The following is a 21,938-nucleotide window of genomic DNA, read 5'->3' on the forward strand; positions in this document are numbered from 1 at the left end:
TCGCGTGGAGCTCCACGTGGCAGCACTGGCCCAGATGAAAGGGTTGCCGAGCAAGGCGTTCGACGCGCTCCTCGCCAGAACCGTGGATCTGGTCGAGAAGCCGTGGGATGCCCGCATGCTGTACGCGGATCAGCCCGAGTATCGACAGACGACCTTCGGTGACTTCGGCATCATGTATTTCAAGGTCGACGAGGCCGCCGAGTTGATCTTGATCTTCAACGTGACCTGGACGGGCTGATGGCGGCAGCAATGTACGTCATCTAGATTTCGTAGATGACGTCCTGAAGACCAGATGGTGCTCGTGGGTTTTCGAGACGGATGCCTTACGGATCACACCCGCCCCCTCGAAACCCCCAGACTGCTCTCCGAGCTCGGGACCGACTCCTGTCGTACCAGGCTCGGCGTGATGAGGCGACCGCCGAACCCACTGTCTGTGACGATCAGTTGAGGGTAGGAGATGGCGGGGCGGGTGAGATCCGATGACCAGGCCGCGCTTGATGATAAAGATCAATTCCAGTAGATCCAGGTAGCGGCGCGGCGTTCAAGCTTGCCGGCTCTTGCCCACTTGCCGGGCGCCGTTCACGACAACGACCCGCGTCCCCCGCCAGCGCTTCGAGCGCCGTTGCCTCGCCGCCTCGCGGAACAGAGACGGATCCATCACTCGCCGCACATTACCGCAGTTGAATGGGGCCGTGTGGGCGGTCTGCCGGTAGATCGGTGGGCGTTCTGCCGGAGGGTCCGTGGACGTTCTGCCGCCAGGCCCGTGGGCGTTCTGCCGGAGGGTCCGTGGACTCCCTGAGCGAGCTAGCGGCTCGCGCCACCGGCATCCCGCCCCGGCCAGTCGGGAGGTGAAAGTTCCCTTCGGGGCCTTCGCGAGCGCTGACACAAACCAGATGATTCTCCGACCCCGGAGCCGCCACAATCTCCGCATGACGATCACCCGCCTCAACCCCGACGAACTGCACAAGACTCCCGGCTACAGCCACATCACCGTGGTCGAGGCCGGGCGGACAGCGTTCCTGGCCGGACAGTGTCCGCTGGATGTGACCGGCGCCCTGGTCGGCGAAGGAGATCAGGACGCCCAGGTGGACCAGGTCGTCGCCAACGCCCTGACCGCGCTCGCGGCCGTGAACGCCCGCCCGGAGCAGGTGGTGCGCTCGGTCATCTACGTGGTGAGCCAGGACCGCGCCGCGCTCGGGGGAGTATGGCAGCGCCTGCTCGACTCGCCCCTCGCCGCCGCCTTCACCACCGCGAGCACCTTGCTGGGGGTTACCCAGCTCGGCTTCACCGGTCAACTCGTCGAGCTCGACCTGACCGCCGCCCTCGGCGATTGAAGCCCCGGTACAGTCGAGGCGTGAGCGACATATCCGCGGCCATCGAAGAGGGCGCGAAGAAGTCAGGCGTCCTCTGGCTCACCCTCGACCGCCCGCGCCTGGCCTGGCATGCCTGGCACGAGGGTGCCATCTACCTCGTCACGGGTGGCGGCGAGCAGCAGTTGCCGGGCATCGAGGGGCTCGACACCGTCCAGGTCATCCTGCGCAGCAAGGACAACGGCGCCAGGCTGGCCGACTTCGAGGCCGAGGTCCGGGTGGTGGATCAGGCGGCGGAGCCTGAGGCCGTCGCCGCGCTGGCCAAGGAGCGGCTCAACGCTCCCGACAGCGAGCACCTGACCGACCGCTGGGCGCGGGAGTCGACCGTACTCAAGCTCACACGCCGCTAACGCCCGCACGGCGCTAAAGCTCACGCCGCGCCAAAACCAAAACTCACACGGCGCTGTCCGACCGAAACTCACACCACGCCGACCGGCTGCTCAAGGTCGTCCGGGCTGGGCTTCGTACTCGGTTCCGGTCGTTGTTCGGTGGCGGTTTGGGCGAGGAGGGCGCCGGTGAGGACGATCAGGCCGCCCACGATCTGGAACACGCCCAGCGTCTCCCCCACCAGCGCCCACGCCACCACCGCGCCGCCGATGACCTCCAGTGAGGCCACCGTGGCGCCCACCGCCGCCGTCAGTCGGCGGACCGCGTTCACGCCCAGGATGTACGCGACGACCGTGGCGATCAGGACCATCAACAGGTACGCCCCGAGCACCGGCAGCGTGTGCGCGCCCGCCGAGGGGGTGACGGTACGGGTGAAGGCGTCCCACGGGATGTCCCACGGGCGGGCGAAGGGCACCAGGATCACGGCCGACCCGATCAGGCCCCAGCCGATCAGGCCGAGGGGGTCGACGTCGTCGCCGAAGCTGTCGCTCATCAGGAAGTAGCCCGCGCAGCAGGCTCCGGCGAGCAGGCCGAGGAGCAGGCCCAGGGCGTCGAGTCGCAGGCCCTGCCAGGCCTCCACGACGATAGCGAGGCCGGCCACGGCGGTTATGACGCCGACGAAGGCCGCGCGGGCCAGCCGTACCCGGCGGACGAAACGTACCCAGAGCACCACCATCACCGGCGCCATGAACTCCAGCAGCAACGCGATCCCCACCGGCAACCGCGTGATGGCCACGAAGTACAGTGACTGAACCGCGGCCACCGCCACGATCGCGTACATGGCGAAGAACGGCAGCCGCGACCGCGGGATCCGCAGAGCACGCGGCTTGACCAGGGCCAACACGACCACCATGAGCACGCCGGCGCCCGCCATGCGCGTCCAGACCGCCTCGATCGGGGCCAGCCCGGCGGCGATCAGGTACTTGGCCATCGGGCCCGAGAACGCGAAACAGCACGAGGACACGAAAGCCAGCGCGAGCCCTGGGTACTTCACGATCGACCTCAACTTCGTAATCACCGTAATGTACTTTTGATACTGACACGCCGGGCGTCCGGAGCGCAATGGAGGGGCACTGTTAGCCTGCTGACGTGAAGATCTTCGTGGCCCGCCTGGCGGGGACCCCGGTCTTCGACCCAGCGGGCGATCAGATCGGCCGCATCAGAGACGTCGTGGTCGGGCCGCACGACGGCAATCCGCCGAGCGTGCACGGCATGGTGGTCGAGATCCAGCCGCGGCGCCGGGTCTTCCTGCCCATCACCAGGGTGCGCGGCATCGAAGCGGGCGCGGTGATCTTCACGGGCCGGCTGAACATGCGCAGGTTCGAGCAGCGCGACACCGAGACGCTGGTCATCGCCCAGATGCTCGACCTCACCGTGCGACTCGACGGCGAGCCGGTCACCGTCTACGACGTGGCGATGGAGGAGACCAAGCCGTCGTTCTGGCAGATCACCAAGGTGGCCGTCTACCGGGGCAGGCGGCGGCGCGAGACGAGGATCGTCGACTGGAGCGAGGTGTCGGGGTTCGGCGTCCTGCAGAAGGACCAGGGAGCCGCCGGGTTGATCGCCGCCTTCGAGTCGATGCGGGCCGCCGACCTGGCCAGTGCCCTGCACGACCTGCCGGACAAGCGCCGGATCGAGATCGCCCGCGCCCTGGACGACGACCGGCTCGCCGACACCCTGCAGGAGCTGCCGCCCAACGACCAGATCGCCATCGTGCGGTCACTGGAGGTGGAGCGGGCGGCCGACGTACTGGAGGCGATGGACCCCGATGACGCCGCCGACCTGCTGCACGACCTGCCGAGCGAGCAGGCCACCCAGTTGCTCGCGCTGATGGAGCCGCAGGAGGCGGCGCCCGTACGGCGGCTGCTCACCTACGCCGACGACACCGCGGGCGGCATGATGACCAGCGAGCCGGTGATCCTGCCGCCCACCGCCTCGGTCGCCGAGGCGCTGGCCCACCTGCGGCAGAAGGATCTGGCGCCCGCCGTCGCGGCGCAGGTCTACGTGACCAGGCCGCCCACAGAGACACCGACGGGCGCCTACCTGGGGATGGCCCACTTCCAGCGGCTGCTGCGCGAACCGCCCTCCACGCTGCTCGGCTCGGCCATCGACCCTTCGGTCGACCCGATCAGGCCGGAGCTGACCGTGCACGAGGTCGCCTCCTACCTGGCGAACTACAACCTGCTGGCGGCGCCGGTCGTGAACGAGCTGGGCAGGCTAGTCGGCGCGGTGACGGTCGACGACGTACTCGACCACATGCTTCCCAAGGACTGGCGCGAGAGGGCACACCGTGACGACTGAACGCCTCGACCAGCCACGCGCGCTGCGCCGCTCGCTGCGCCCGCACTACGACCCCGAGGCGTTCGGCCGCCTGTCGGAGCAGATCGCCCGCTTCCTCGGTACGGCCAGGTTCCTCGTCTACATGACGGCGTTCGTCGCGGTCTGGGTGACCTGGAACGTCCTGGCGCCCACCGACCTGCGGTTCGACCCCTATCCGTTCATCTTCCTCACGCTCATTCTGTCCCTGCAGGCGTCGTACGCCGCGCCGCTGATCCTGCTGGCCCAGAACCGGCAGGACGACAGGGACCGCGTCCAGTACGAGCAGGACCGGGCGGCGGCCGACCGCAACCAGGCCGACGTCGAATATCTGACCCGCGAGATCGCCGGGCTCCGGCTGGCGATCAGCGAGGTGGCCACCCGGGACTATCTCCGCTCGGAGCTGCAGCGATTGGCGGAGGAGCTCAATTCAAGAAACGGCAGTGAGCGCGGCGGCGCTTAAGGAGCGGTGGCCCTTAAGGAGCAGTGGCCCTTAAGGAGCGGTGGCCCTTAAGGAGCGGTGGCCCTTGAGGAACGGCAGGGCTCAGGGAGCGGCGGTGATGGGCAGTTTGGCGAGCATCTCGCGGACCAGGCGGATCTCGCCGGGCCCCAGCAGGTCGAGGAACTCGGATCTTATTCCGCGCAGGTAAGTGGGGGTGGCCTCGCTCAGCCGGGCCGCGCCGCGGTCCGTCAGCACCGCGAACAGCCCCCGCGCGTCGCTCGCGCACGCCTCGCGCGCCACCAGGCCGTCACGCTGGAGCCGGTCGATGAGCCTGGTCAGGCCGCTGCGGGAGAGCAGCACCCGGCCGGCCAGGTCGTTCATCCGCAGTCGCCGGTCCGGTGCCTCGGCCAGCTGCGTCAGCACGTCGTAGGAGGCCAGCGGCAGGCCGTGGGCCACGAGCAGCTCGGCCTCCAGGTGGCGGGTGATGTGCACCTGAGCTCGCTGCAGCATCCGCCAGACCGCCAGCTCCTCGGCGGTGAGGCCGGTGGGGCCGGTGAGGCCGGTGGGGCGGTCGGTGGTGAGGCCCTCGTCGCGCAGAAGAGTCACGGAGTAACCTTAGAACGTTGCACGGACACCTAAACAGCGCGGATTATCCGCAGGGGGTCCCTGGTTCATACGATGGAGGGGCATCCTCACCGGCGTGCAGCGCCAGGTCACACATATACGACTAAGGAGGGACGGCACTCCCTCGTGCCGAGACTTAGATGGCACCAACACAGGAACTGGTGACGGCCGCTCTAGCCACCGTCATCGACCCCGAGATCCGTCGCCCGATCACCGATCTCGGAATGGTCAAGAGCATCGACATCGGTGCCGACGGTGTCGTTCGCGTGGGTGTCTACCTCACCGTGGCCGGATGTCCGATGAAGGACACGATCCGCCGCGACGTCGCCACTTCGGTGACCAAACTCGAGGGTGTCACTGGCGTCGAGATCGAGCTCGATGTGATGAGCACCGAGCAGCGCAAGAAGCTCCAGACCACGTTGCGCGGCGATCGGGGCCCCGAGAAGGAGATCCCCTTCAACCAGCCGGGCTCGCTGACCCGCGTCTTCGCGGTGGCCAGCGGCAAGGGCGGGGTCGGCAAGTCGTCCGTCACCGTCAACCTGGCCGCCTCCATGGCCGCCGGCGGGCTCAAGGTCGGCATCGTCGACGCCGACATCTACGGCCACAGCGTCCCGCGCATGCTCGGCGCCTCGGAGCGCCCCACCAAGGTCGAAGACATGATCATGCCGCCGGTGGCGCATGACATCAAGGTCATCTCGGTGGGCATGTTCAAGCCCGAGGGCAACAGCGCGGTGGTCTGGCGCGGGCCGATGCTCGACCGCGCGCTCCACCAGTTCCTCGCCGACGTCTACTGGGGCGACCTCGACGTCCTGCTGCTCGACCTGCCGCCGGGCACCGGTGACATCGCCATCTCGGTGGCGCAGCGGCTGCCGTCGGCCGAGCTTCTCGTGGTCACCACCCCGCAGATGGCCGCCGCCGAGGTGGCCGAGCGGGCGGGCTCGATCGCCGCGCAGACGCACCAGCAGATCGCCGGCGTCATCGAGAACATGGCCTGGCTGCCGTGCCCGCACTGCGACGAGCGCATCTCGGTCTTCGGCGAGGGTGGCGGCCAGACGGTGGCCGACGCTCTGACCCGGACACTGGGGACTCGGGTCCCCCTTCTGGGCCAGGTGCCCATCGACCTGCGCCTCCGCGAGGGCGGGGACGAGGGCAAGCCGCTGGTCCTGACCGACCCCGACTCTCCGGCCGCGGCCGAGCTCCGCACGATCGCCGCCGGGCTGAGCAAGCGTTCCAGCAGCCTGAAGGGCCTCCAGCTGGGCCTGTCCCCCAACCGCTGACGTCCGGCCCAACGTCCGTATTGCCCACTCCTCCGACCGTGGAGGTCCAAAGGGGCCCGCTCCTCAGCGCGGGCCCCTTTGGCAACGGCTGATTTCGTAGAAGCCCCAACCGTTCATCCCCTCTCGGGCGTCTTGTCTATATGACGGATTCCGAGGCGTTCGAGGCCTTCGTCGCCGCCTGGCACCCGCGGCTGCTGCGTGCCGCCATCCTCATCAGCGGTGACAGGCATCTGGCCGAGGACGTACTCCAGGATGCCCTGATCAAGCTGGCGCGCCGCTGGTCGAAAGTACATACCGACCCGGTCAATTACGTGCGTACCACCCTGTACAGGGACGTGGCGTCCACCTGGCGGCGGCGACGGGAATTCGCCTACGGAGAGCCGCCCGAGCAGGCGGATCACGACACCTCGGAAGCGTCGGACCTGAAGGTGGTGTTCGCCCGCGCGCTGGCCAGGCTGCCGGTGAAGCAGCGGGCGGTGCTGGTGCTGCGCTTCTACGAAGACCTGCCGGTCGGGGAGGTCGCGGCGATCCTCCGAGTCTCGTCCGGGACGGTCAAGAGCCAGACGCACGCGGCCCTGAAGCGGTTACGCGAGGTCGCTCCCGAGCTGGAAGAGGTGTTGATATGACCGACCAGGGGCTGCGGGAGCTCTTCAATGATCTCGCCGAGACTCTGCCCGAGGGGTCGTCCCGCGCGGGCGAGCTGTGGCGGCAGGGCACGCGGAGCCGTACTCGCCGCCGGTGGACGGTGCTCGCGGCGGCCGCGACGGTCACCGTTCTCGTCGTGGTGGGGATCGTCGTGTCCCCGGAGCCGGTCGAGCGCGGCGTCACCGTGTATCCCAGCGTCACGCCCACACCCACGGCCACGATCCCGCCGACTCCCCCCATGGACACAGCTCCGCCGCCCAGCGGCGAGGCGGGACTGCCCACCCTGGCGACCGCGCTGCCGGAGAGGTGGGCCGACATCCCCGTCGTGACCACCGTTTCCGGGCCCGTCCTGGCGCTGGCCGAGTACGGCGACGGGCGGATCTACATCATGAAATCCGGCGGGCGCATCCCTCTCGATGTGAAGCTGGGTGATTTCGTGGATTCGGCCGGCAACGGCGGGACTCCGTTGAAGCCCAACTCGCTCGCCCCCGACGGGACGATGGCCGCCTTCCCGCAGAAGGACGAGGTGGTGGTCGTCGACCTCGTGATCGGCCAGGCCAGGCGCTACCCGGTGCCCGGGTTCAACGAGATGGTGCTCTGGCGCGGCGACCAACTCCTCGTCGAGCAGGAGGAGGCGAACTACCAGCTCGACCTGTCCACGGGGAAGGCGCGGCGGCAGCCGTACAAGGGATTCACGGGTGTCGCGGGCTACCGCGACCTCAGGATCGTCTCGCCCGCCAAAGGCGGCTGGACGGTCATCCAGGAGGGCGGGTCGGAGGTGGCACTGAACGTCCGGGACATCACCGACAAGGGCGGCATGCCCGTGGGCGTCCTGGGCAACCACGGATGGCAGCGCGGCGGCCTCGTCGCCAGGTCCGCGTTCGCCCGCCACGACCAGGCGAAGGAAGCCGACGTGGTCGTCGTGGCCGACATCGCCACGGGACGGGTGGCCAGGACGCTGCTCCTGCCCTGGGGAGATTCTTCCGGCAGGAGGTGCGGGAAGGGCGGGTGCCCCGTGCGCGGCTGGATCGGCCAGGACACGGTGATCGTCGAGAGCGGGGACAGGCTGCTCGGCTGGAACATCCACACCGGCGCCCTGTCACGCGTCGCCGACCTGCCCAAGAGTGTGACCGCCTACTCCCTGCGCAGTGGATGAGCCCACCATGCGCGTGAGCGGCCGGGCCCCGGCAACGAGCGCGATTCTCGCCAAATGCCAGCGAAATGACCATGTCCCACCAGGGGATTTGTTGTGGCTGGAATTCCCCTGCAGTCAGATCGGAAATGTCATCAATTTGCGCATTATTATCACTGAATGCACACAGGCAATCACATACCTTCCTTAACTCTCATAATGTGATTAAACTCACGTTGATGACGACGCATCCAGTCCATTACCTCACACCGATGGAAGACAGCTCCCGGTGGGACGCGTTCGAATTCCGGCCCGGCGATATTGTCATTAATTCGCCGGCCAAATGCGGCACCACCTGGACCCAGACGATCTGCGCGCTCCTGATTTTCCAGACGCCCCAGCTACCCGCGCCACTGTCGAGCCTCTCACCGTGGATCGACATGCTCGTGCGTCCGAAACAGGAGGTTTGGGACAACCTCGCCGCGCAGCAACACCGCCGTTTCATCAAAACCCACATTCCGCTCGACGGCATCCCGGTCGACCCGCAGGTCACCTACATCACGGTGGGGCGGGACCCGCGCGATGTCGCCATCTCCCTGCGCAGCCACGGCAAGAATCTCAAGCGTGACGTGATTCGTCGATTGATCCATCAGGCCGCCCACCCCGGAAACGCGGCGGCTGAAGTCCAGGTCGACGATCATGACGAGAGGGACTTCCTCGACGAACGAGAGTACTTATTACGCTGGGTGGACAACGACGACTCGCCGTACGACAATCTCGACTCGCTGCGTGCGCTGATCTGGACGCAGAGCCGCGCATGGATTCGCCGCGCGGAGCCGAATGTCATTCTGCTCCACTACGCCGACCTCTCCAACGATCTCGCCGGCCAGATGCGACGGCTCGCCGAACGGCTCGGCATCGAGATCGACGAGAGCAAGTGGCCGGAACTGGTCGAGGCCGCCACGTTCCAGCAGATGCGCAATCGCGCCGATGAACTCGCACCCGACGAGCAGCTGGGCTACATCCGCGATCACAAACGCTTTTTCCGCAGTGGTAAGTCGGGCCAATGGCAGCAGTTCCTCACCGATGAGGATCGAGCACACTACGACCGTCGGATAGCCGAGCTCGCGGAGCCAGACCTGCGCGAATGGCTCCATCACGGGGCCAGGTGACGGTATGACTGCCGGGTTTCGATGAAGCATCAGGAAATTCCGGAGATGTCGCCAGAAGCGGCCGGGCTCGTGACGGTCGAGCGCGTCCCCTCGTTGGACGACGTCGCCGGGTGCGTGTGGGATGACGTCGCTGACCCGCGGGACATGTTCCAGAGTCGTGCGTGGCTGACGGCTCTTGAGCGATCCGGTGACGGGCCCGTCATGTACCTGATCGCCCGACAATCTGGGCATCCGCGAATCGTCGGTGCCCTTCCCCTCTATGACTCGCTCCCCAGTCGTGGTGACTACCTGTACTGGCCGGAGCTCCACTTCCAAGACCTGCTGCACGCCGCGAGTTCGCTCGACGGCCGGCTGGGATTGCTGGCCGGTTCCTGCGCGGGATTCAGTACGCGGCTCATCGTGGACCGCACCCTGCCGACTTCGACCAGGACAATGGTCCTGCACGCACTTCGGGATGCCGCCCGCGCCGTCGCGGTCGAGCGCGGGCTTCCGTACACCTTCTTCTTGTTCCTCGACGCCTCCGCGTGGAGAGACCTCGCTCCGGTCGTCGGCGACGGAGACCATCATCGATTGGCGAGCGTCGCGCAGACTGAACTGGAGCTCCCCGGTGGGGACTTCGAGGATTACCTGGCGACGCTGCCACGGAACACCCGCACCAGCGTCCGCAGGGAGGTCGGGCTCTTCGCCAAGGACTGTGCGGCCGAGACCGTACCTCTCGGTGAAGCCATCACGACCATCGCGCCGATGATCGTGAACGTGCGGGCCAAGCACGGGATGGCGTACAGCGTGGAGGCGGTCACGCGACGCCTGTCCGCGTACTCGGCCGCGCTGGGAGACGCCTCGTCGATGGCTGTGCTGTGCCGTGTGCGGGGTCGTCTCGTCGGTGCTGGAGTCATGTGCCGCTGGCATGACCGGCTGTACGTTACGGACTTCGGGCGCCTCGATGACGAGGCGCCGGACCCGTTCGTGTACTTCAACGCGGCGGTCTACGAACCCATCAAGTACGCCTATTCGGTGGGGCTGTCGAGAGTCGTCACCGGCGCCGGGGCGGAGCTGGGCAAGGCCCGGCGTGGTTCGGCCGTGCTCCCGCTGGTGCACCTGGCGTGGGCGACGGCCGGAGGCGGCCCCAACGGCCAGATCGACACCACGCCGGCGGAGAACCGCAGGCAGCACTGGCGCGAACTACGCAGCGCTCACCCCAGGTACTTTCACTCGGCGTGGGATGAGCTGCTGTGAACGCAACATCGATCCGACGGGCTGGATGTCATGCCCACGAGGGAGGTTAGCGTGAGCCGAGTGGACGAGCCGGCCGGCCCCGTCCGTGACACGACCAGAACGACGACCAGCACCACATCCAACACCGCGACCAACACCGCCACCAGCGCCGTCCCCCCAGGACTTCTCGGACGGGTGCCTCGTGACCTGAGCAGGGTCGCCCTGGTTCACGAAGATCGTGGCATCACCTTCGGCGACGTCGCCGCGCTCAGCGAGGACATCAGCGGCGTCGTGCGGGGTCACCACCTGACGCGCCGCGTGGTGGGCGTGCCGGCGGACCGGAGCCCGGAGTTCGTCGCGCGGATCGTGGGGCTCTGGAGCGCGGGAGCCGTCCCGGCGATCCTGGGAGACTGGGGTGCCGCGCGGGTGCGTGGAGCATTGACGGCCACTGGCGCCGTGGCGACCTTCGGACCATCGTCCGCCCCGGCCGGCCTGGAGCTGCTGGACGACGGTGTCCCGTCACCCTCGCGCCTCGATGGGGGCGATGGACTCGATGGGCTCCACGGACTCCGTGGGTTCGACGAAGAGGACGAAGAGGATGTGGGAGGAGTCAGTCATATCCTCTTCACGTCCGGCACGACGGGCAGGCCCAAGGGGATCGTCGTCGGACGAGCGGCCTTCGAGGCCGCCAGTATGGCGTTCTTCAAGGAACTGCCCATGGACGAATCAGATCGGATCGCCTTTCTCAGCAGGCCCGGCCACGATCCGAGCCTGCGAGAGCTGATCGCGCCCTGGCTCACCGGTGCGACGTTGTTCATTCCCGACAGTCGCACGGCCGCGGATCCCCGGCTGCTGGCGGCCTGGCTCTCGAAGCATTCCATCACCGTGCTCCAGGGCTCGCCGGTCCTCCTCCAGCTCATGGCGGGCTCGTCGGGTCTCCCCGTCGACAGCCTGCGGGTGGTCTGCTCGGTGGGGGCCCGGCTCACGGCAGCGGCGCTGCGGTCGACGGCACGGTTCGCCCCACAGGCCACCATCGCCAACTGCTACGGCGCGTCGGAGACGCCGCAGGTCGTGTGCGTGCACCAGGTGCCGCCCGGTAAGGGGGTGGCGGGTGAGGACCCGGTTCCCATCGGGCGCGCGCTCGACCATGCCGTGGTCAAGATCGTGCCCATCGACACGGCCGGCGGCGAGAGTCCGGAAGGCCGGCTGCACGTGGAAGCCGCCGCCTGCGCACTCGGCTATACGGACGGGACCCCGCTGCTGACCACCGGCCCTGACGGCCGCTGGTACGACACCGGCGACATCGTCCGTCGGCTACCGGACGGCTCGATGTGCTTCGTACGCCGGGCGGACCGGCAGGTCCAGGTCAACGGCGCGCGGGTGGAGCTGGACGAGATCGAGGGCGCGGCCGCCCTGGTCGCCGGTGTCGCCGAAGCGGTGGCGACGTTCGTCGAAGACAGCAGCGGAGTCGGATCCGTACGCCTGACCGTCGTAGGGAGCTCCACGACGGCGATCGACAGCGACGAGCTTCGTGCGGCGCTCCACGCCCACCTGGACCCCGCGGTCGTGCCCTCGAGCATCGAGGTGCGCGACTCATTGCCAGACGAACCGGCGGTCGTGGACGCCGCACAGGCTGAGGACCCCGCGGCGACGCTGTGGGAGGTACTGCACGAGAGCGCGCGCTCCGCTCTCGGCCAAGGCCGCAGCGACGGCCGGATCGACCCTGACGACGGCTTCTTCGAGGCCGGCTTCACCTCGATGTCCCTCATGCGGTTCGTGTCGGAGGTCTCCGTACAGCTCGGCACGGAGATCTCTCCCCTGCTGGTCTTTCGCTACCCCACCCTGAATGCCTTTGCCAACTACCTGCGGGAGAACCTGGACGACGTGTCCTGACCCCGCGACGGCTCGCTCCCCGTACGGAGCGGCAGCAAGCGAATCGGAGGGCGGACGATATGGGCAACCTCGTTGAGCCGATCGCGATCATCGGGATGGCCGGTCGTTTCCCGGGAGCGGTCGACACCCAGCGGCTCTGGCGGAACCTCGTGGCCGGCGAGGAGGCGGTGCGCTTCCCGTCCGAGGACGAGCTCCGGTCGAGCGGCGTGTCGCGTGAAGCGCTGGACGACCAGGCTTACGTGCGGGCGGTGGCCGAGCCTGAGGGCATCGACCTGTTCGACGCCGGGTTCTTCGGCCTGAACCGGCGTGAGGCCGAGGTGTGCGACCCGCAGCTACGGCTGTACCTGGAGACCTCGCACGCCGCTGTCGAGAACGCCGGTTATGACGCCTTGAGGCTTGGTAAGGCAGGTGTGTTCTCGTCGGTCGCCGCGAACCGCTACGGGGTCGGCCGCATCCTCGGAAACCTTGAGGCGCTCCGGAGTGCCACCGGCATGGCGGCCGGCATGTGGAACAACCCTGACAGCGCGTCCACGCTGGTCTCGTACAAGCTGAACTTGCACGGCCCCAGCATGACCGTGCAGACCGCGTGTTCGAGCTCGCTCGTGGCCGTACATCTCGCCGTGAACGCGCTCCGACTCCACGAGTGCGACGTCGCTCTGGCCGGCGGTGCCGACGTCGAGTTCCCCGTCGGTCACGGGTACTGGTGGGCCCAGGACGGCCCGCTGAGCCGGGACGGCCACTGCCGCCCCTTCGACGCGGCGGCCACCGGCACGATCTTCGGCAGCGGCGTCGGCGTCGTGGTGCTCAAGCGGCTCGCCGACGCCATGGCAGACGGCGATCGGATCACCGCGGTGATCCGGGCTGTGGCCGTCAACAACGACGGCGCGAACAAGGTCGGCTTCACCGCGCCCAGCGCCGATCGGCAGGCGGAGGTCGTGCTGAGAGCCATGGAGCTGGCCGGCGTGGGTCCCGAGGACATCGGGTACGTGGAGGCGCACGCCACCGCTACTCGACTGGGTGACGCCATCGAGATCGCGGCGCTGAGGAAGGCGTTCAGCGCTCGGGCGACGTCGGGACTCGCACCCGGGCGGTGTCCCATCGGATCGATCAAGGGAAACGTGGGCCACCTGGGTCACGCGTCAGGGATCACGTCGCTGATCAAAGCGGCGCTGTCGCTCGATCATGAGCAGATCCCCGCGAGCGTCAACTTCACGGAGGTGAACCCGTTCCTCGAGCTCGGGAGCTCACCCTTCTTCGTCAACGACACGCTGCGGCCCTGGCCTCGATCGGCCGGGCAGCGACGCCTGGCAGGGGTCAGCTCCTTCGGCATCGGCGGCACGAACGCGCACGCGATACTCGAAGAGCCGCCGCCCCGCGTGGTCGACCCCGCTCCGGGGCCTACGCAGCTGATCGTGTGGTCAGGACGGACGCCGTCCGCGGCCGAGGCGTACCCGGAGCAGCTTGCCCGCTCCTTCAAGGAGAGCGCGGACCCGCTCTCCAGCGTCGCGTTCACGCTGCGGCAGGGGCGTACGCCGCACCCGGTGCGAGGCGCTGTGGTGGTCGAGAGCATGTCCGACGCGGCCAATGCCGTACGTGACCACGGGAGGCGAATCGTCACCCCGGAGGAGCAGGCAGACCGAAGCACCGTCTTCCTGTTCCCGGGCGAAGGGGCGCGGCACGCCCACATGGCGGCGGAGCTCTATCGCACCGAACCAGCGTTCAGCGAGGCACTCGACGAGTGCTTCGCTCTCTTCGATGCCTGCGGCCTGCCCCAGCGGCAGATCTGGGAGCGGGCGCCGGAAGAGCCGTCGCTCTTCAGCGTCGAGTACGCGCTGGGGCGGCTGTGGCTGGCCCTGGGCATCGAGCCCGACGCGCTGCTCGGCCACGGCGTCGGGGAGTTCGCGGCCGCCACGCTCGCCGAGGTGTTCACCCTTCCGGAAGCGGTACGGCTGGTGAGCGCCCGAGCGATGGGCGAGTCACCCGGAGGCGCGCGGCCGGCCTTCGACGGCATCGAGTTACGTCGTCCTCGGTGGAAGCTCTACTCCGCGTCCACAGGCGGCCTGGTGAGCAGCGTGGACTTCTGGAGCCGGCAGCTCACCCAGCCCGCCCTGTTCAAGCAGGCGCTTGAGGCTGTGTTGTCCGACGGTGACCGCGTGCTGGTGGAGGTGGGTCCCGGGCGGACGCTCACCACCCTGGCGCGCTCACATCCTCAGGTGCGCACCAAGCGGCATTTGACGGTGCCGACGCTGCCGAGCGGGCCGTCCAAGGGCGCCACCGAACGCAGCTCGTTCCTTCACGCGCTGGCCCGGCTGTGGACCCTTGGCGCCGATGTGGACTGGTCGGCGCTGGCCGCGACGGGTGAACGCGTACCTCTGCCGGGCTACCCGTACCAGCGCGAGCGGTACTGGATCGAGTCTCCGAGCGGCCCCGCGCCCGTCCACGAGGCGCGGGAACCAGCGGGCCGCGCGGTGTTCCGTCTGCCCACGTGGGTGGAGGCCGCGTCGGCCGGGCACACCGAGGTCTGGGACCGGCCACTGGTATTCCTGCCCGACGATGCGCGACGAGCCGCCGAGCTGATCGGCCTGCTCGGCAGGGCCGGTCTGGAGGACGCGTTGCTGGTACGGCACGGTTCCGCCTATTCGGGAGCAGCGGACTATTCGGGAGCCGTTTCGGGCGCAGTGGACCGGAGCTCGGAGTTCGTGATCCGTCCCCGCCACGATGCGGACGTCGTCCGGCTGCTGGACGAGCTGAGAGACTCGCGGCGATACCCGGAGCTCATCATCGACGCGACGCAGCTCGGCGGCGACCTGGCCGAACCCGGCCTGAGCGGCATCGACGACCAGCTCGACACCGGTTTCCAGCGAATCGTCGACCTGCTGCAGGAAGCGGCGCGACGGGCGCCCGACAAGCGCGCTCGCGACGTCCTGGTCATCACCGAGCTGTCCGCTGACGTGACAGGCGGCGAGAACGTGCACCCGGTGCGGGCCATGCTGCTCGGGCTCCTGCGGAGCTACATCCTTGAGAACCCGCGCGCCATGTGCAAGCTCGTCGACATCCAAGACGGCGTGACAGACGAGCGGCTGATCGCGGAGCTGGGCGGCCGGAAGCGATCCGAGATCGTCGCCCTGCGGGGGGATCGGCGTTGGGTGCCCGGGGAGCGGGAGTTCGTCCCTGACGGTGCGGGCCCTGTCGACCTGCGGCACAGGGGTGCCTATGTGATCACCGGCGGACTGGGTGGCCTCGGTCTGGCGGTGGCGCGCGGCCTGGCGGACACCGGTCTGCGACCACGGTTGCTGCTGCTGGGCCGCCATGTGGCAGGCGGGCACGAAGCCGAGCTCGCCGAAATCCGGGCTCTCGGCGCCGAGTGCCGCGTCGAGGCATGCGACGTGACCGACGTGGCCGCGCTGCGCCGGGTGATCGACCAGGCGTCGGACTCCTTCGGGGGCATCAACGGGGTCTTCCACCTGGCCGGCGTGGCGGGAGGGGGCATGCTCCAGTTCCGGACGCGGGAGCAGGTGTCGCGAACGCTCGCACCGAAGGTCCACGGTACGTTGGCGCTGGTCGAGGTGCTGCGGGGCCGGGCGGACCTCGACTTCTTCGTGGCCTTCTCCAGCCGCGCGGCGCTCAGGGGCTTGGTCGGCGGTGCCGACTACGCGGCGGCGAACGCCTTCCTCGATGCGGTGGTACGCCGGCAGCCCTTGGCAGGCTGCGCCTCGATGACCATCAACTGGCCCTCGTGGGCCGAGGTCGGTATGGCTGCCCGCCAAGGGCGGCCACCGCAAGACACATCATCGGATGTGCGTTGGTGGTCGACCCCGCTGTCGGCCGAGAACTATCCGATCCTGGACGAACACCGTATGGACGGCGTACCGGTACTGCCGGGCACGGCCCAGGTGGACTTCGTCCTGCGCGCCTTCCACGAGGCGATCGATCGCCCGAACGGGCGGCCCGCGCAGTTGCGTCACATGGTCTTCCGGAAGCCGATCACCACCCCGGAGCCGGTGTCACTCGAGGTCGGCTTCGAGCCGCACGAGGACCTCTGGCGATTCACCGTTCGCACCGCGCCGCTCTCCCCCGACTCTCCTGACGGCTACCGCGTCCACACGACGGGGGAGATCCTGCTGGTGGACGCCGGGGCGGACACGGTGGACCTGGACGGGCTGCGCGCGTCGCTGCCCGAGCGGCGGATACCCGTGAACGACGCGGAGAACCGGCTGTTCACCATCGGGCCGCGATGGCCGGGAGAGGAGATCTGGACCTCCGGGGAGGACATCAGCACGAAGCTCGCCGTACTCACCTTTCCCGAGGCGTTCGACCATGAGCTCGACGAGCACGCGCTGCATCCCACCCTTCTGGACGCGGCGGTGTCGCTGGCGCGGGATCCTGACCTTGAGCCTCCGCACGCGCCCTTCGCGTACCAGTCGATCGTGGTGCACCGGTCGATACCGGGGCTCGCATACAGCCACATCCGCCGGCGCCCGAGCGGTTCGGACACGATCGTGGCGGACATCGACGTGCTGACGGCCGGCGGTGACGTCGCCGTCGAGGTCAGGGGCTTCACGATGCGCCGCGTCGACGAATCCATGGTCGCCCCCGAGACCTCTCGTGACTCTCGTGAAGAGCGAGGCGCCGATGCCCCGTCATCGCCCGACGACGGGATCACGCCCGCGACCGGGGTCAGCATGCTGCTGCGCCTCCTGGGTCGGCCCAGCCACAGACAAGTGGCGATCACCATGTCGGGGGAGGACTCGGTCCTGAAGAACTCCCCCGAGGGCATGCCAGACTCCGCCGACGCCGACGCCTCTGAACAGCCGACGGCCATGGCACGTGCGCCCGAGCGGGTCTCGGATGGAGCGCCATCGGACGAGGCGTCGCTCGAAGCTCGGCTGACGGAGATGTGGTGCGCCGAATTCGGTGTGGAGTCGGTCCGCCCCGACGAGGACTTCTTCGAGCTGGGCGGCGACTCCTTCGCCGCGGTGGGTCTGGTCGAGGAGATCCGCAGGGCTTTCAGTGTGGACGTCGGCATCGCGGTGATCTTCGACCACCCGACGGTGGCTGAGCTGGCCGCCGAACTGCGCCGGCTGACGTCATAGCGGCGTTCAGCCACGAACCTTCCTGACCCATTCGTGAAGAGTCTCGGGAGGCAATTGCTCGACGATCTGGTGGCCGCCGTCGATCATGTGGACCGACAGCCATTCTGTCGTGTACTGGCTCCAGTCATTGAGACACTCGGTGTTCCATGAGCTCGCATCATCCTTGGCGCCGACCGCGATTATCGGCGCGTTGAGCATCGGCCGCGGATCTGTCTCAAGATAGCGATTGAGCAGCTGATATTCAGACCGCCAGAGACGTGCGTACTCGGGGAGAGCCGCCGTTTCCATGATGTGTGACGGCGCCTCCAACTCCTCGGCCAATGCCCGGTCCGGCAGCTCCGCCAAAGGCGAGACCGGCGTGCGATGCGGCGGATACTGGCACATGACGACGGTGCCGCGAAGCTGTCGCTCCAGGTGTTTGGCCGCCTCCAGGCAGACCAGAGCACCCATGCTGTGGCCCACGAGCACGACATCCGTGGCGCCAGAGTCCGCGATGAGGACCGCGAGCGCCGCGCCGCGCTCGTCGACGGAGGGCACATTCATCGGCTCGCTCCAGTTGGCCCGGCGGACGACAGGTTCCTGGCCCGGCTCGTTCCACCGCTCCACGAACTTCGTCCGGCCGCCCAGACCGGGAACGAAGATGACGGCCTGGCCACCATCGAGTGCCGGGCTGACAATGTAGCTCGCAGGCTCCTGACCACCCATTTCATTCGCTCCTATTGACAAGTGACGAAGTACAAGGGCCAACCATTTACCAACGTGTAACTACCCCATCCCGGACAGTCTCCATATATCGCAACGCCAACCGCCAGAGGCAAATTTTCCGAGAATACTGGTTCATTTCAGTAGATCATGGCAAAGTGTGGCAGGTGTCCACGCTGCTAGCTGCCGCCGTGATTATCCTGATCGCTTCAACAGTGCACGCGGTGACCGGATTCGGGTACGCCCTCGTCGCCACTCCCCTACTGGCCCTCACGGTCGACCCTCATACAGCGGTGGTCGCCACGACGATGTCCGCCCTGGCCATGACCGTCACGATCGCCGTGCGGCAGCGTCACCACGCCGAGTGGAAGGTGGCCATGATCGCCATGGCCGGCATCGTGCTCGGCATGCCGCTCGGCCTCTGGGTCTATGGAGTGACGTCCGAGCGAGTGCTCACGGCGCTCATCGGGGTCGGAGTCCTGGGCTGCACGGTGATGGTGTGGCGGCGCGTGAAGGTGCCGGGGAATGTTCCCGTACTGGTGGGAGTCGGCTTCATCTCCGGTGCGCTCTCCACCTCGACCGGCACCAATGGGCCACCGATGGTCGCCGCCTTCCAGGGCATGGGCTACGACCCCACCAAGTTCCGCGCCACCCTCTCGGTGGTGTTCGCCGGCACCAGCGTGCTGAGTCTGGTCGGATTCGCCGTGGCCGGCGAGGTGAACACCCAGTCGATCTGGATCGGAGTGGTGGGCCTGCCGATCGTGCAGCTGGGGTGGTTCGCCGGCAACGCGGTCTTCCGCCGCATCGATCCGGACCGCTTCCGCAAGGTGGTGCTGGCGGCCCTCCTGGTCAGCGCGGTGGTAACCCTCTCCGCCGCACTGAACGGCTGACGTCCTTTTACCGCTTCTACAGCTTTTACGGCAGGCCCGGTGGGCCCCAACCGCCGCACGGGGTCGGCCTCTGTCCAGGGAGACGCTCCTCCGGTGGAGGGGGCCGGCCGCCGTGACGAGACGGTGAGACCGCCCGCGTGGACTTCCGGCCCAGCTGGCTTCCGAGTGGCCGGAAAACGACTCCCCGGCTCAGATCGCTTCCGCGTCGGCCGGGGAGGTCGTTCGTCGCTCGCACGGGCAAGGAGCAGTAGCTGCCGCACGTGGCTTAGGAGATCTTGCGGCGGTAGGTGTTCATGGCGAAGGCGTAGGCGACGACGAGGATGCCGACGCACCAGGCCAGGGCGATCCAGATGTCGGTGCCGACCGGCTGCTGGGTGAACAGGGCGCGGATGGCGTTGACGATGGAGGTGACCGGCTGGTTCTCGGCGAAGACGCGCAGCGGGCCGGGCATGGTGTCGGTGGGCACGAACGCCGAGCTGAGGAAGGGCAGGAAGATGAGCGGGTAGGAGAAGGCGCTGGCGCCTTCCATGGTCTTGGCCGACAGGCCGGGGATGACGGCGATCCAGGTCAGCGCCAGGGTGAACAGGATCAGGATGCCCGCCACCGACAGCCAAGCCAGCACTCCCGCCCCCGAGCGGAAGCCCATGAGCAGGGCGACGAGCGTCACGACCACGAGCGAGATCAGATTGGCGACCAGCGAGGTCAGCACGTGCGCCCACAGCACCGACGAGCGCGCGGTCGGCATGGACTGGAAGCGCTCGAAGATGCCGCCCTTCATGTCCATGAACAGCCGGTATGCGGTGTAGGCGATGCCCGAGGCGACCGTGATGAGCAGGATGCCGGGCAGCATGTAATTCACATACGAGTCCGACCCTGTTCTGATCGCGCCGCCGAACACGTAGACGAACATCAGCATCATGGCGATCGGCATGATCGCGGTCGTGATGATGGTGTCCGGGCTGCGCGTGATGTGGCGCAGGGATCGTCCCAGCAGGACGGTGGTGTCGGTGAGGAAATGCTTGCTCATTGTTGTTCCTTATGCCTTCGTGCCGACGAGGGTGAGGAAGACGTCCTCGAGGGTCGGCTGCTTTTCGATGTATTCGACCTTGGCGGGCGGGAGCAGTTGCTTGAGCTCGTCCAGGGTGCCGTTGACGATGATCCGGCCTTCGTGGAGGATCGCGATCCGGTCGGCGAGTTGTTCGGCCTCGTCCAGGTACTGCGTGGTGAGCAGCACCGTTGTGCCGCGGTCGGCGAGCTCCTTGACGGCCTGCCAGACCTCGATGCGGGCCTGGGGGTCGAGGCCGGTGGTCGGCTCGTCGAGGAAGATGATCGGCGGGTTCCCGATGAGGCTCATCGCGATGTCCAGGCGCCGGCGCATGCCGCCGGAGTACGTCGCGACCTTGCGTCCGCCCGCATCGGTGAGTGAGAAGCGGGCGAGCAGGTCATCGGCGATCTCGCCGGGCTTCTTGAGATGCCGCAGCCGGGCGACCAGCACGAGGTTCTCCCGCCCGCTGAGGATCTCGTCGACGGCGGCGAACTGCCCGGTCAGGCTGATCGATTCGCGTACGTCCGCGGCCTGGGTGGCGACGTCGAAGCCGTTCACCCGTGCCGTCCCCGCGTCGGCCTTGAGCAGCGTGGACAGGATCTTCACGACCGTGGTCTTGCCGGCCCCGTTGGAGCCGAGCAGGGCGAAGATGCTGCCCCGCGCCACGTCGAAGTCCACGCCGCGCAGCACCCGCAGCTCCTTGTACGCCTTCTCCAGGCCCTGCACCTGGATCGCCGCAGCTTGTTGTGTCGTCATCAGTCCGTCCTGTCCTTTTTCGTGGTGTTCTCGCCGACGGCACGCTCGATGGCAGTGGCGAAGCGGTTCCGCTCGTAGACCCTCGGGCGGCTATTTAGCGCTACTGACTACCGGTATAAAGTAACACTGACTACCAGTACTTAGCAATACCGAATAGCAGAGGTCTGAGCGTGTGGGTGCGGGCGGCCTGATCGCCGTTCGTGAGTGAGTCCGTCATCCCTTGGGCGAAGACGGGCTCCGCCGGATCACTGGAGAGTTCGATCGTCGCGGCCGAGGCGGGAGCGCCCCGCGGCCACGAGTGCGATCGCTGAACTGTTCATGGCATCCACCATCGCCGAACGCGCTGATACCAGCCCGTTGCCGTGCTGACATGGACGCTGACACGACATTGCGGCAGGCCCGCCCACCCCACCGGCCTGACACGCCCCCCGAGGGACGATTCGGCGCCCACAGAGCCCTCCCCGGGCCCCTGGGATCTCACCGTCGGCCGCCCGCTGGACGCGCGGACGGGTGTCCACCAATCGAGCGCCGCGGGCGACCGCGACGCCGGCTTCGGCGGGAGACAAGCGGCGCGACTCGGCGCGCGCAGCGGCAAGCGGGCTGTCGATGGCCAGGGGCCGGAAGAACTCCGCCTGGCACCGGTCGACGGTGTTACTTCTCGGCCGAGCCGGCTTCCCCGCTGATGGACTCCTGATAGATGTCCGCGTAGGTGCGCGAGTCCTTGATCAGATCGTCGCAGAAGGCAGCGACGTCGTTGCCGATGAGTTCCAGGACTCCCCTGTCGGCCGCGACGCCCTCCTCGAAGAAATCGAGGATCCCTGTGAGCAGGGACCCGTCAAACAGGTCGATCGGTCCGACCTTGAAGAGGTACTTCTGAATCTCCTTGTAGACGATCCGGTAGTCCGGCGGGAGCGCCTTGACCCGCGCCATATGCGCCCGCCACTGCTTCTTGCCCTCGATGATGTCTTGGATGCCCACG

Annotated in this window: 19 protein-coding genes; 13 read left to right on the top strand and 6 right to left on the bottom strand. The window is 67.8% G+C overall.

From position 1 onward, the window contains the following. Positions 1 to 16: 16 nt before the first annotated feature. The 3 genes from AB0J16_RS44955 to AB0J16_RS44965 all read left to right on the top strand — a co-directional run bounded on the left by AB0J16_RS44955 (position 17) and on the right by AB0J16_RS44965 (position 1,720). The gene (locus AB0J16_RS44955; RefSeq protein ID WP_358551641.1) at positions 17 to 238 is read left to right on the top strand and encodes a hypothetical protein; all 222 of its coding nucleotides are present in this window, start codon (positions 17 to 19) and stop codon (positions 236 to 238) included. 691 nt (positions 239 to 929) lie between these two features. Further along, positions 930 to 1,334 (top strand): RidA family protein, encoded by a 405-nt coding sequence (locus AB0J16_RS44960; RefSeq protein ID WP_358551643.1) that lies wholly within the window; start codon positions 930 to 932, stop codon positions 1,332 to 1,334. 20 nt (positions 1,335 to 1,354) lie between these two features. Next, on the top strand, positions 1,355 to 1,720 hold the full coding sequence (locus tag AB0J16_RS44965) for a hypothetical protein (protein ID WP_358446035.1): 366 nt from the start codon (positions 1,355 to 1,357) through the stop codon (positions 1,718 to 1,720). A gap of 68 nt (positions 1,721 to 1,788) precedes the next feature. On the opposite strand, the gene AB0J16_RS44970 is transcribed toward AB0J16_RS44965, so the two are convergent. Next, the gene (locus AB0J16_RS44970) at positions 1,789 to 2,751 is read right to left on the bottom strand and encodes an EamA family transporter (protein ID WP_358551645.1); all 963 of its coding nucleotides are present in this window, start codon (positions 2,749 to 2,751) and stop codon (positions 1,789 to 1,791) included. 95 nt (positions 2,752 to 2,846) lie between these two features. Between AB0J16_RS44970 and AB0J16_RS44975 the strand changes: the two genes are divergently transcribed. After that, positions 2,847 to 4,058, top strand: a complete 1,212-nt coding sequence (locus AB0J16_RS44975; protein ID WP_358551647.1) for a CBS domain-containing protein — start codon at positions 2,847 to 2,849, stop codon at positions 4,056 to 4,058. Continuing rightward, a complete protein-coding gene (locus tag AB0J16_RS44980; protein ID WP_358551649.1) occupies positions 4,048 to 4,536 on the top strand; it encodes a DUF1003 domain-containing protein in 489 nt (162 codons plus the stop codon). Before AB0J16_RS44975 ends, AB0J16_RS44980 begins: the two co-directional genes overlap by 11 nt. A gap of 81 nt (positions 4,537 to 4,617) precedes the next feature. On the opposite strand, the gene AB0J16_RS44985 is transcribed toward AB0J16_RS44980, so the two are convergent. Next, positions 4,618 to 5,121, bottom strand: coding sequence for a MarR family transcriptional regulator (locus tag AB0J16_RS44985; protein ID WP_358551651.1), 504 nt, complete (start codon positions 5,119 to 5,121; stop codon positions 4,618 to 4,620). Positions 5,122 to 5,279: 158 nt separating this feature from the next. Between AB0J16_RS44985 and AB0J16_RS44990 the strand changes: the two genes are divergently transcribed. From AB0J16_RS44990 to AB0J16_RS45020, 7 genes are all read left to right on the top strand, one after another. Continuing rightward, positions 5,280 to 6,416 (top strand): Mrp/NBP35 family ATP-binding protein, encoded by a 1,137-nt coding sequence (locus AB0J16_RS44990; protein ID WP_358446048.1) that lies wholly within the window; start codon positions 5,280 to 5,282, stop codon positions 6,414 to 6,416. A 140-nt stretch (positions 6,417 to 6,556) separates the two neighbouring features. Continuing rightward, on the top strand, positions 6,557 to 7,042 hold the full coding sequence (locus AB0J16_RS44995; protein WP_357944289.1) for a SigE family RNA polymerase sigma factor: 486 nt from the start codon (positions 6,557 to 6,559) through the stop codon (positions 7,040 to 7,042). After that, positions 7,039 to 8,217: a hypothetical protein gene (locus AB0J16_RS45000; RefSeq protein ID WP_358551653.1), complete on the top strand. Its 1,179-nt coding sequence runs from the start codon at positions 7,039 to 7,041 to the stop codon at positions 8,215 to 8,217. The genes AB0J16_RS44995 and AB0J16_RS45000 overlap by 4 nt, the downstream gene beginning before the upstream one ends. A gap of 215 nt (positions 8,218 to 8,432) precedes the next feature. Further along, positions 8,433 to 9,365 carry a sulfotransferase domain-containing protein gene (locus tag AB0J16_RS45005; RefSeq protein WP_358551655.1) on the top strand — a complete coding sequence of 311 codons (933 nt, stop codon included), beginning with the start codon at positions 8,433 to 8,435 and terminating at the stop codon, positions 9,363 to 9,365. 45 nt (positions 9,366 to 9,410) lie between these two features. Next, complete coding sequence (locus AB0J16_RS45010) at positions 9,411 to 10,601, top strand: peptidogalycan biosysnthesis protein (RefSeq protein ID WP_358551657.1); 1,191 nt, start codon at positions 9,411 to 9,413, stop codon at positions 10,599 to 10,601. A 51-nt stretch (positions 10,602 to 10,652) separates the two neighbouring features. Then, complete coding sequence (locus tag AB0J16_RS45015) at positions 10,653 to 12,473, top strand: AMP-binding protein (RefSeq protein ID WP_358551659.1); 1,821 nt, start codon at positions 10,653 to 10,655, stop codon at positions 12,471 to 12,473. 59 nt (positions 12,474 to 12,532) lie between these two features. Next, positions 12,533 to 17,566, top strand: a complete 5,034-nt coding sequence (locus AB0J16_RS45020; RefSeq protein WP_358551661.1) for an SDR family NAD(P)-dependent oxidoreductase — start codon at positions 12,533 to 12,535, stop codon at positions 17,564 to 17,566. 6 nt (positions 17,567 to 17,572) lie between these two features. On the opposite strand, the gene AB0J16_RS45025 is transcribed toward AB0J16_RS45020, so the two are convergent. Continuing rightward, positions 17,573 to 18,271, bottom strand: a complete 699-nt coding sequence (locus tag AB0J16_RS45025; RefSeq protein WP_358551663.1) for an alpha/beta fold hydrolase — start codon at positions 18,269 to 18,271, stop codon at positions 17,573 to 17,575. A 188-nt stretch (positions 18,272 to 18,459) separates the two neighbouring features. On the opposite strand from AB0J16_RS45025, the gene AB0J16_RS45030 reads away from it, so the two are divergent. Beyond that, positions 18,460 to 19,158, top strand: coding sequence for a sulfite exporter TauE/SafE family protein (locus AB0J16_RS45030; protein WP_358551665.1), 699 nt, complete (start codon positions 18,460 to 18,462; stop codon positions 19,156 to 19,158). 265 nt (positions 19,159 to 19,423) lie between these two features. On the opposite strand, the gene AB0J16_RS45035 is transcribed toward AB0J16_RS45030, so the two are convergent. The 3 genes from AB0J16_RS45035 to AB0J16_RS45045 form a co-directional block, all read right to left on the bottom strand. Beyond that, a complete protein-coding gene (locus AB0J16_RS45035) occupies positions 19,424 to 20,185 on the bottom strand; it encodes an ABC transporter permease (RefSeq protein WP_358551667.1) in 762 nt (253 codons plus the stop codon). A gap of 9 nt (positions 20,186 to 20,194) precedes the next feature. Then, entirely contained in the window at positions 20,195 to 20,959 is a 765-nt protein-coding gene (locus tag AB0J16_RS45040; protein ID WP_358551669.1) for an ATP-binding cassette domain-containing protein, read from the bottom strand. A 651-nt stretch (positions 20,960 to 21,610) separates the two neighbouring features. Beyond that, positions 21,611 to 21,937, bottom strand: coding sequence for a DUF1048 domain-containing protein (locus AB0J16_RS45045; protein WP_358551671.1), 327 nt, complete (start codon positions 21,935 to 21,937; stop codon positions 21,611 to 21,613). Position 21,938: the final 1 nt, after the last annotated feature.

It is taken from the genome of Nonomuraea sp. NPDC049750 (assembly GCF_040659625.1).
Classification (GTDB): domain Bacteria; phylum Actinomycetota; class Actinomycetes; order Streptosporangiales; family Streptosporangiaceae; genus Nonomuraea.

What these genes read in the sequence shown, in the direction of transcription:
- AB0J16_RS45000 (WP_358551653.1), top strand. Translation starts at nt 7,039, where the DNA reads ATGACCGACCAGGGGCTGCGGGAGCTCTTCAATGATCTCGCCGAGACT.
- AB0J16_RS45025 (WP_358551663.1), bottom strand. Translation starts at nt 18,271, where the DNA reads ATGGGTGGTCAGGAGCCTGCGAGCTACATTGTCAGCCCGGCACTCGAT.
- AB0J16_RS44960 (WP_358551643.1), top strand. Translation starts at nt 930, where the DNA reads ATGACGATCACCCGCCTCAACCCCGACGAACTGCACAAGACTCCCGGC.
- AB0J16_RS45040 (WP_358551669.1), bottom strand. Translation starts at nt 20,959, where the DNA reads ATGACGACACAACAAGCTGCGGCGATCCAGGTGCAGGGCCTGGAGAAG.
- AB0J16_RS44995 (WP_357944289.1), top strand. Translation starts at nt 6,557, where the DNA reads ATGACGGATTCCGAGGCGTTCGAGGCCTTCGTCGCCGCCTGGCACCCG.
- AB0J16_RS45010 (WP_358551657.1), top strand. Translation starts at nt 9,411, where the DNA reads ATGTCGCCAGAAGCGGCCGGGCTCGTGACGGTCGAGCGCGTCCCCTCG.
- AB0J16_RS45035 (WP_358551667.1), bottom strand. Translation starts at nt 20,185, where the DNA reads ATGAGCAAGCATTTCCTCACCGACACCACCGTCCTGCTGGGACGATCC.
- AB0J16_RS45020 (WP_358551661.1), top strand. Translation starts at nt 12,533, where the DNA reads ATGGGCAACCTCGTTGAGCCGATCGCGATCATCGGGATGGCCGGTCGT.
- AB0J16_RS45005 (WP_358551655.1), top strand. Translation starts at nt 8,433, where the DNA reads ATGACGACGCATCCAGTCCATTACCTCACACCGATGGAAGACAGCTCC.
- AB0J16_RS44990 (WP_358446048.1), top strand. Translation starts at nt 5,280, where the DNA reads ATGGCACCAACACAGGAACTGGTGACGGCCGCTCTAGCCACCGTCATC.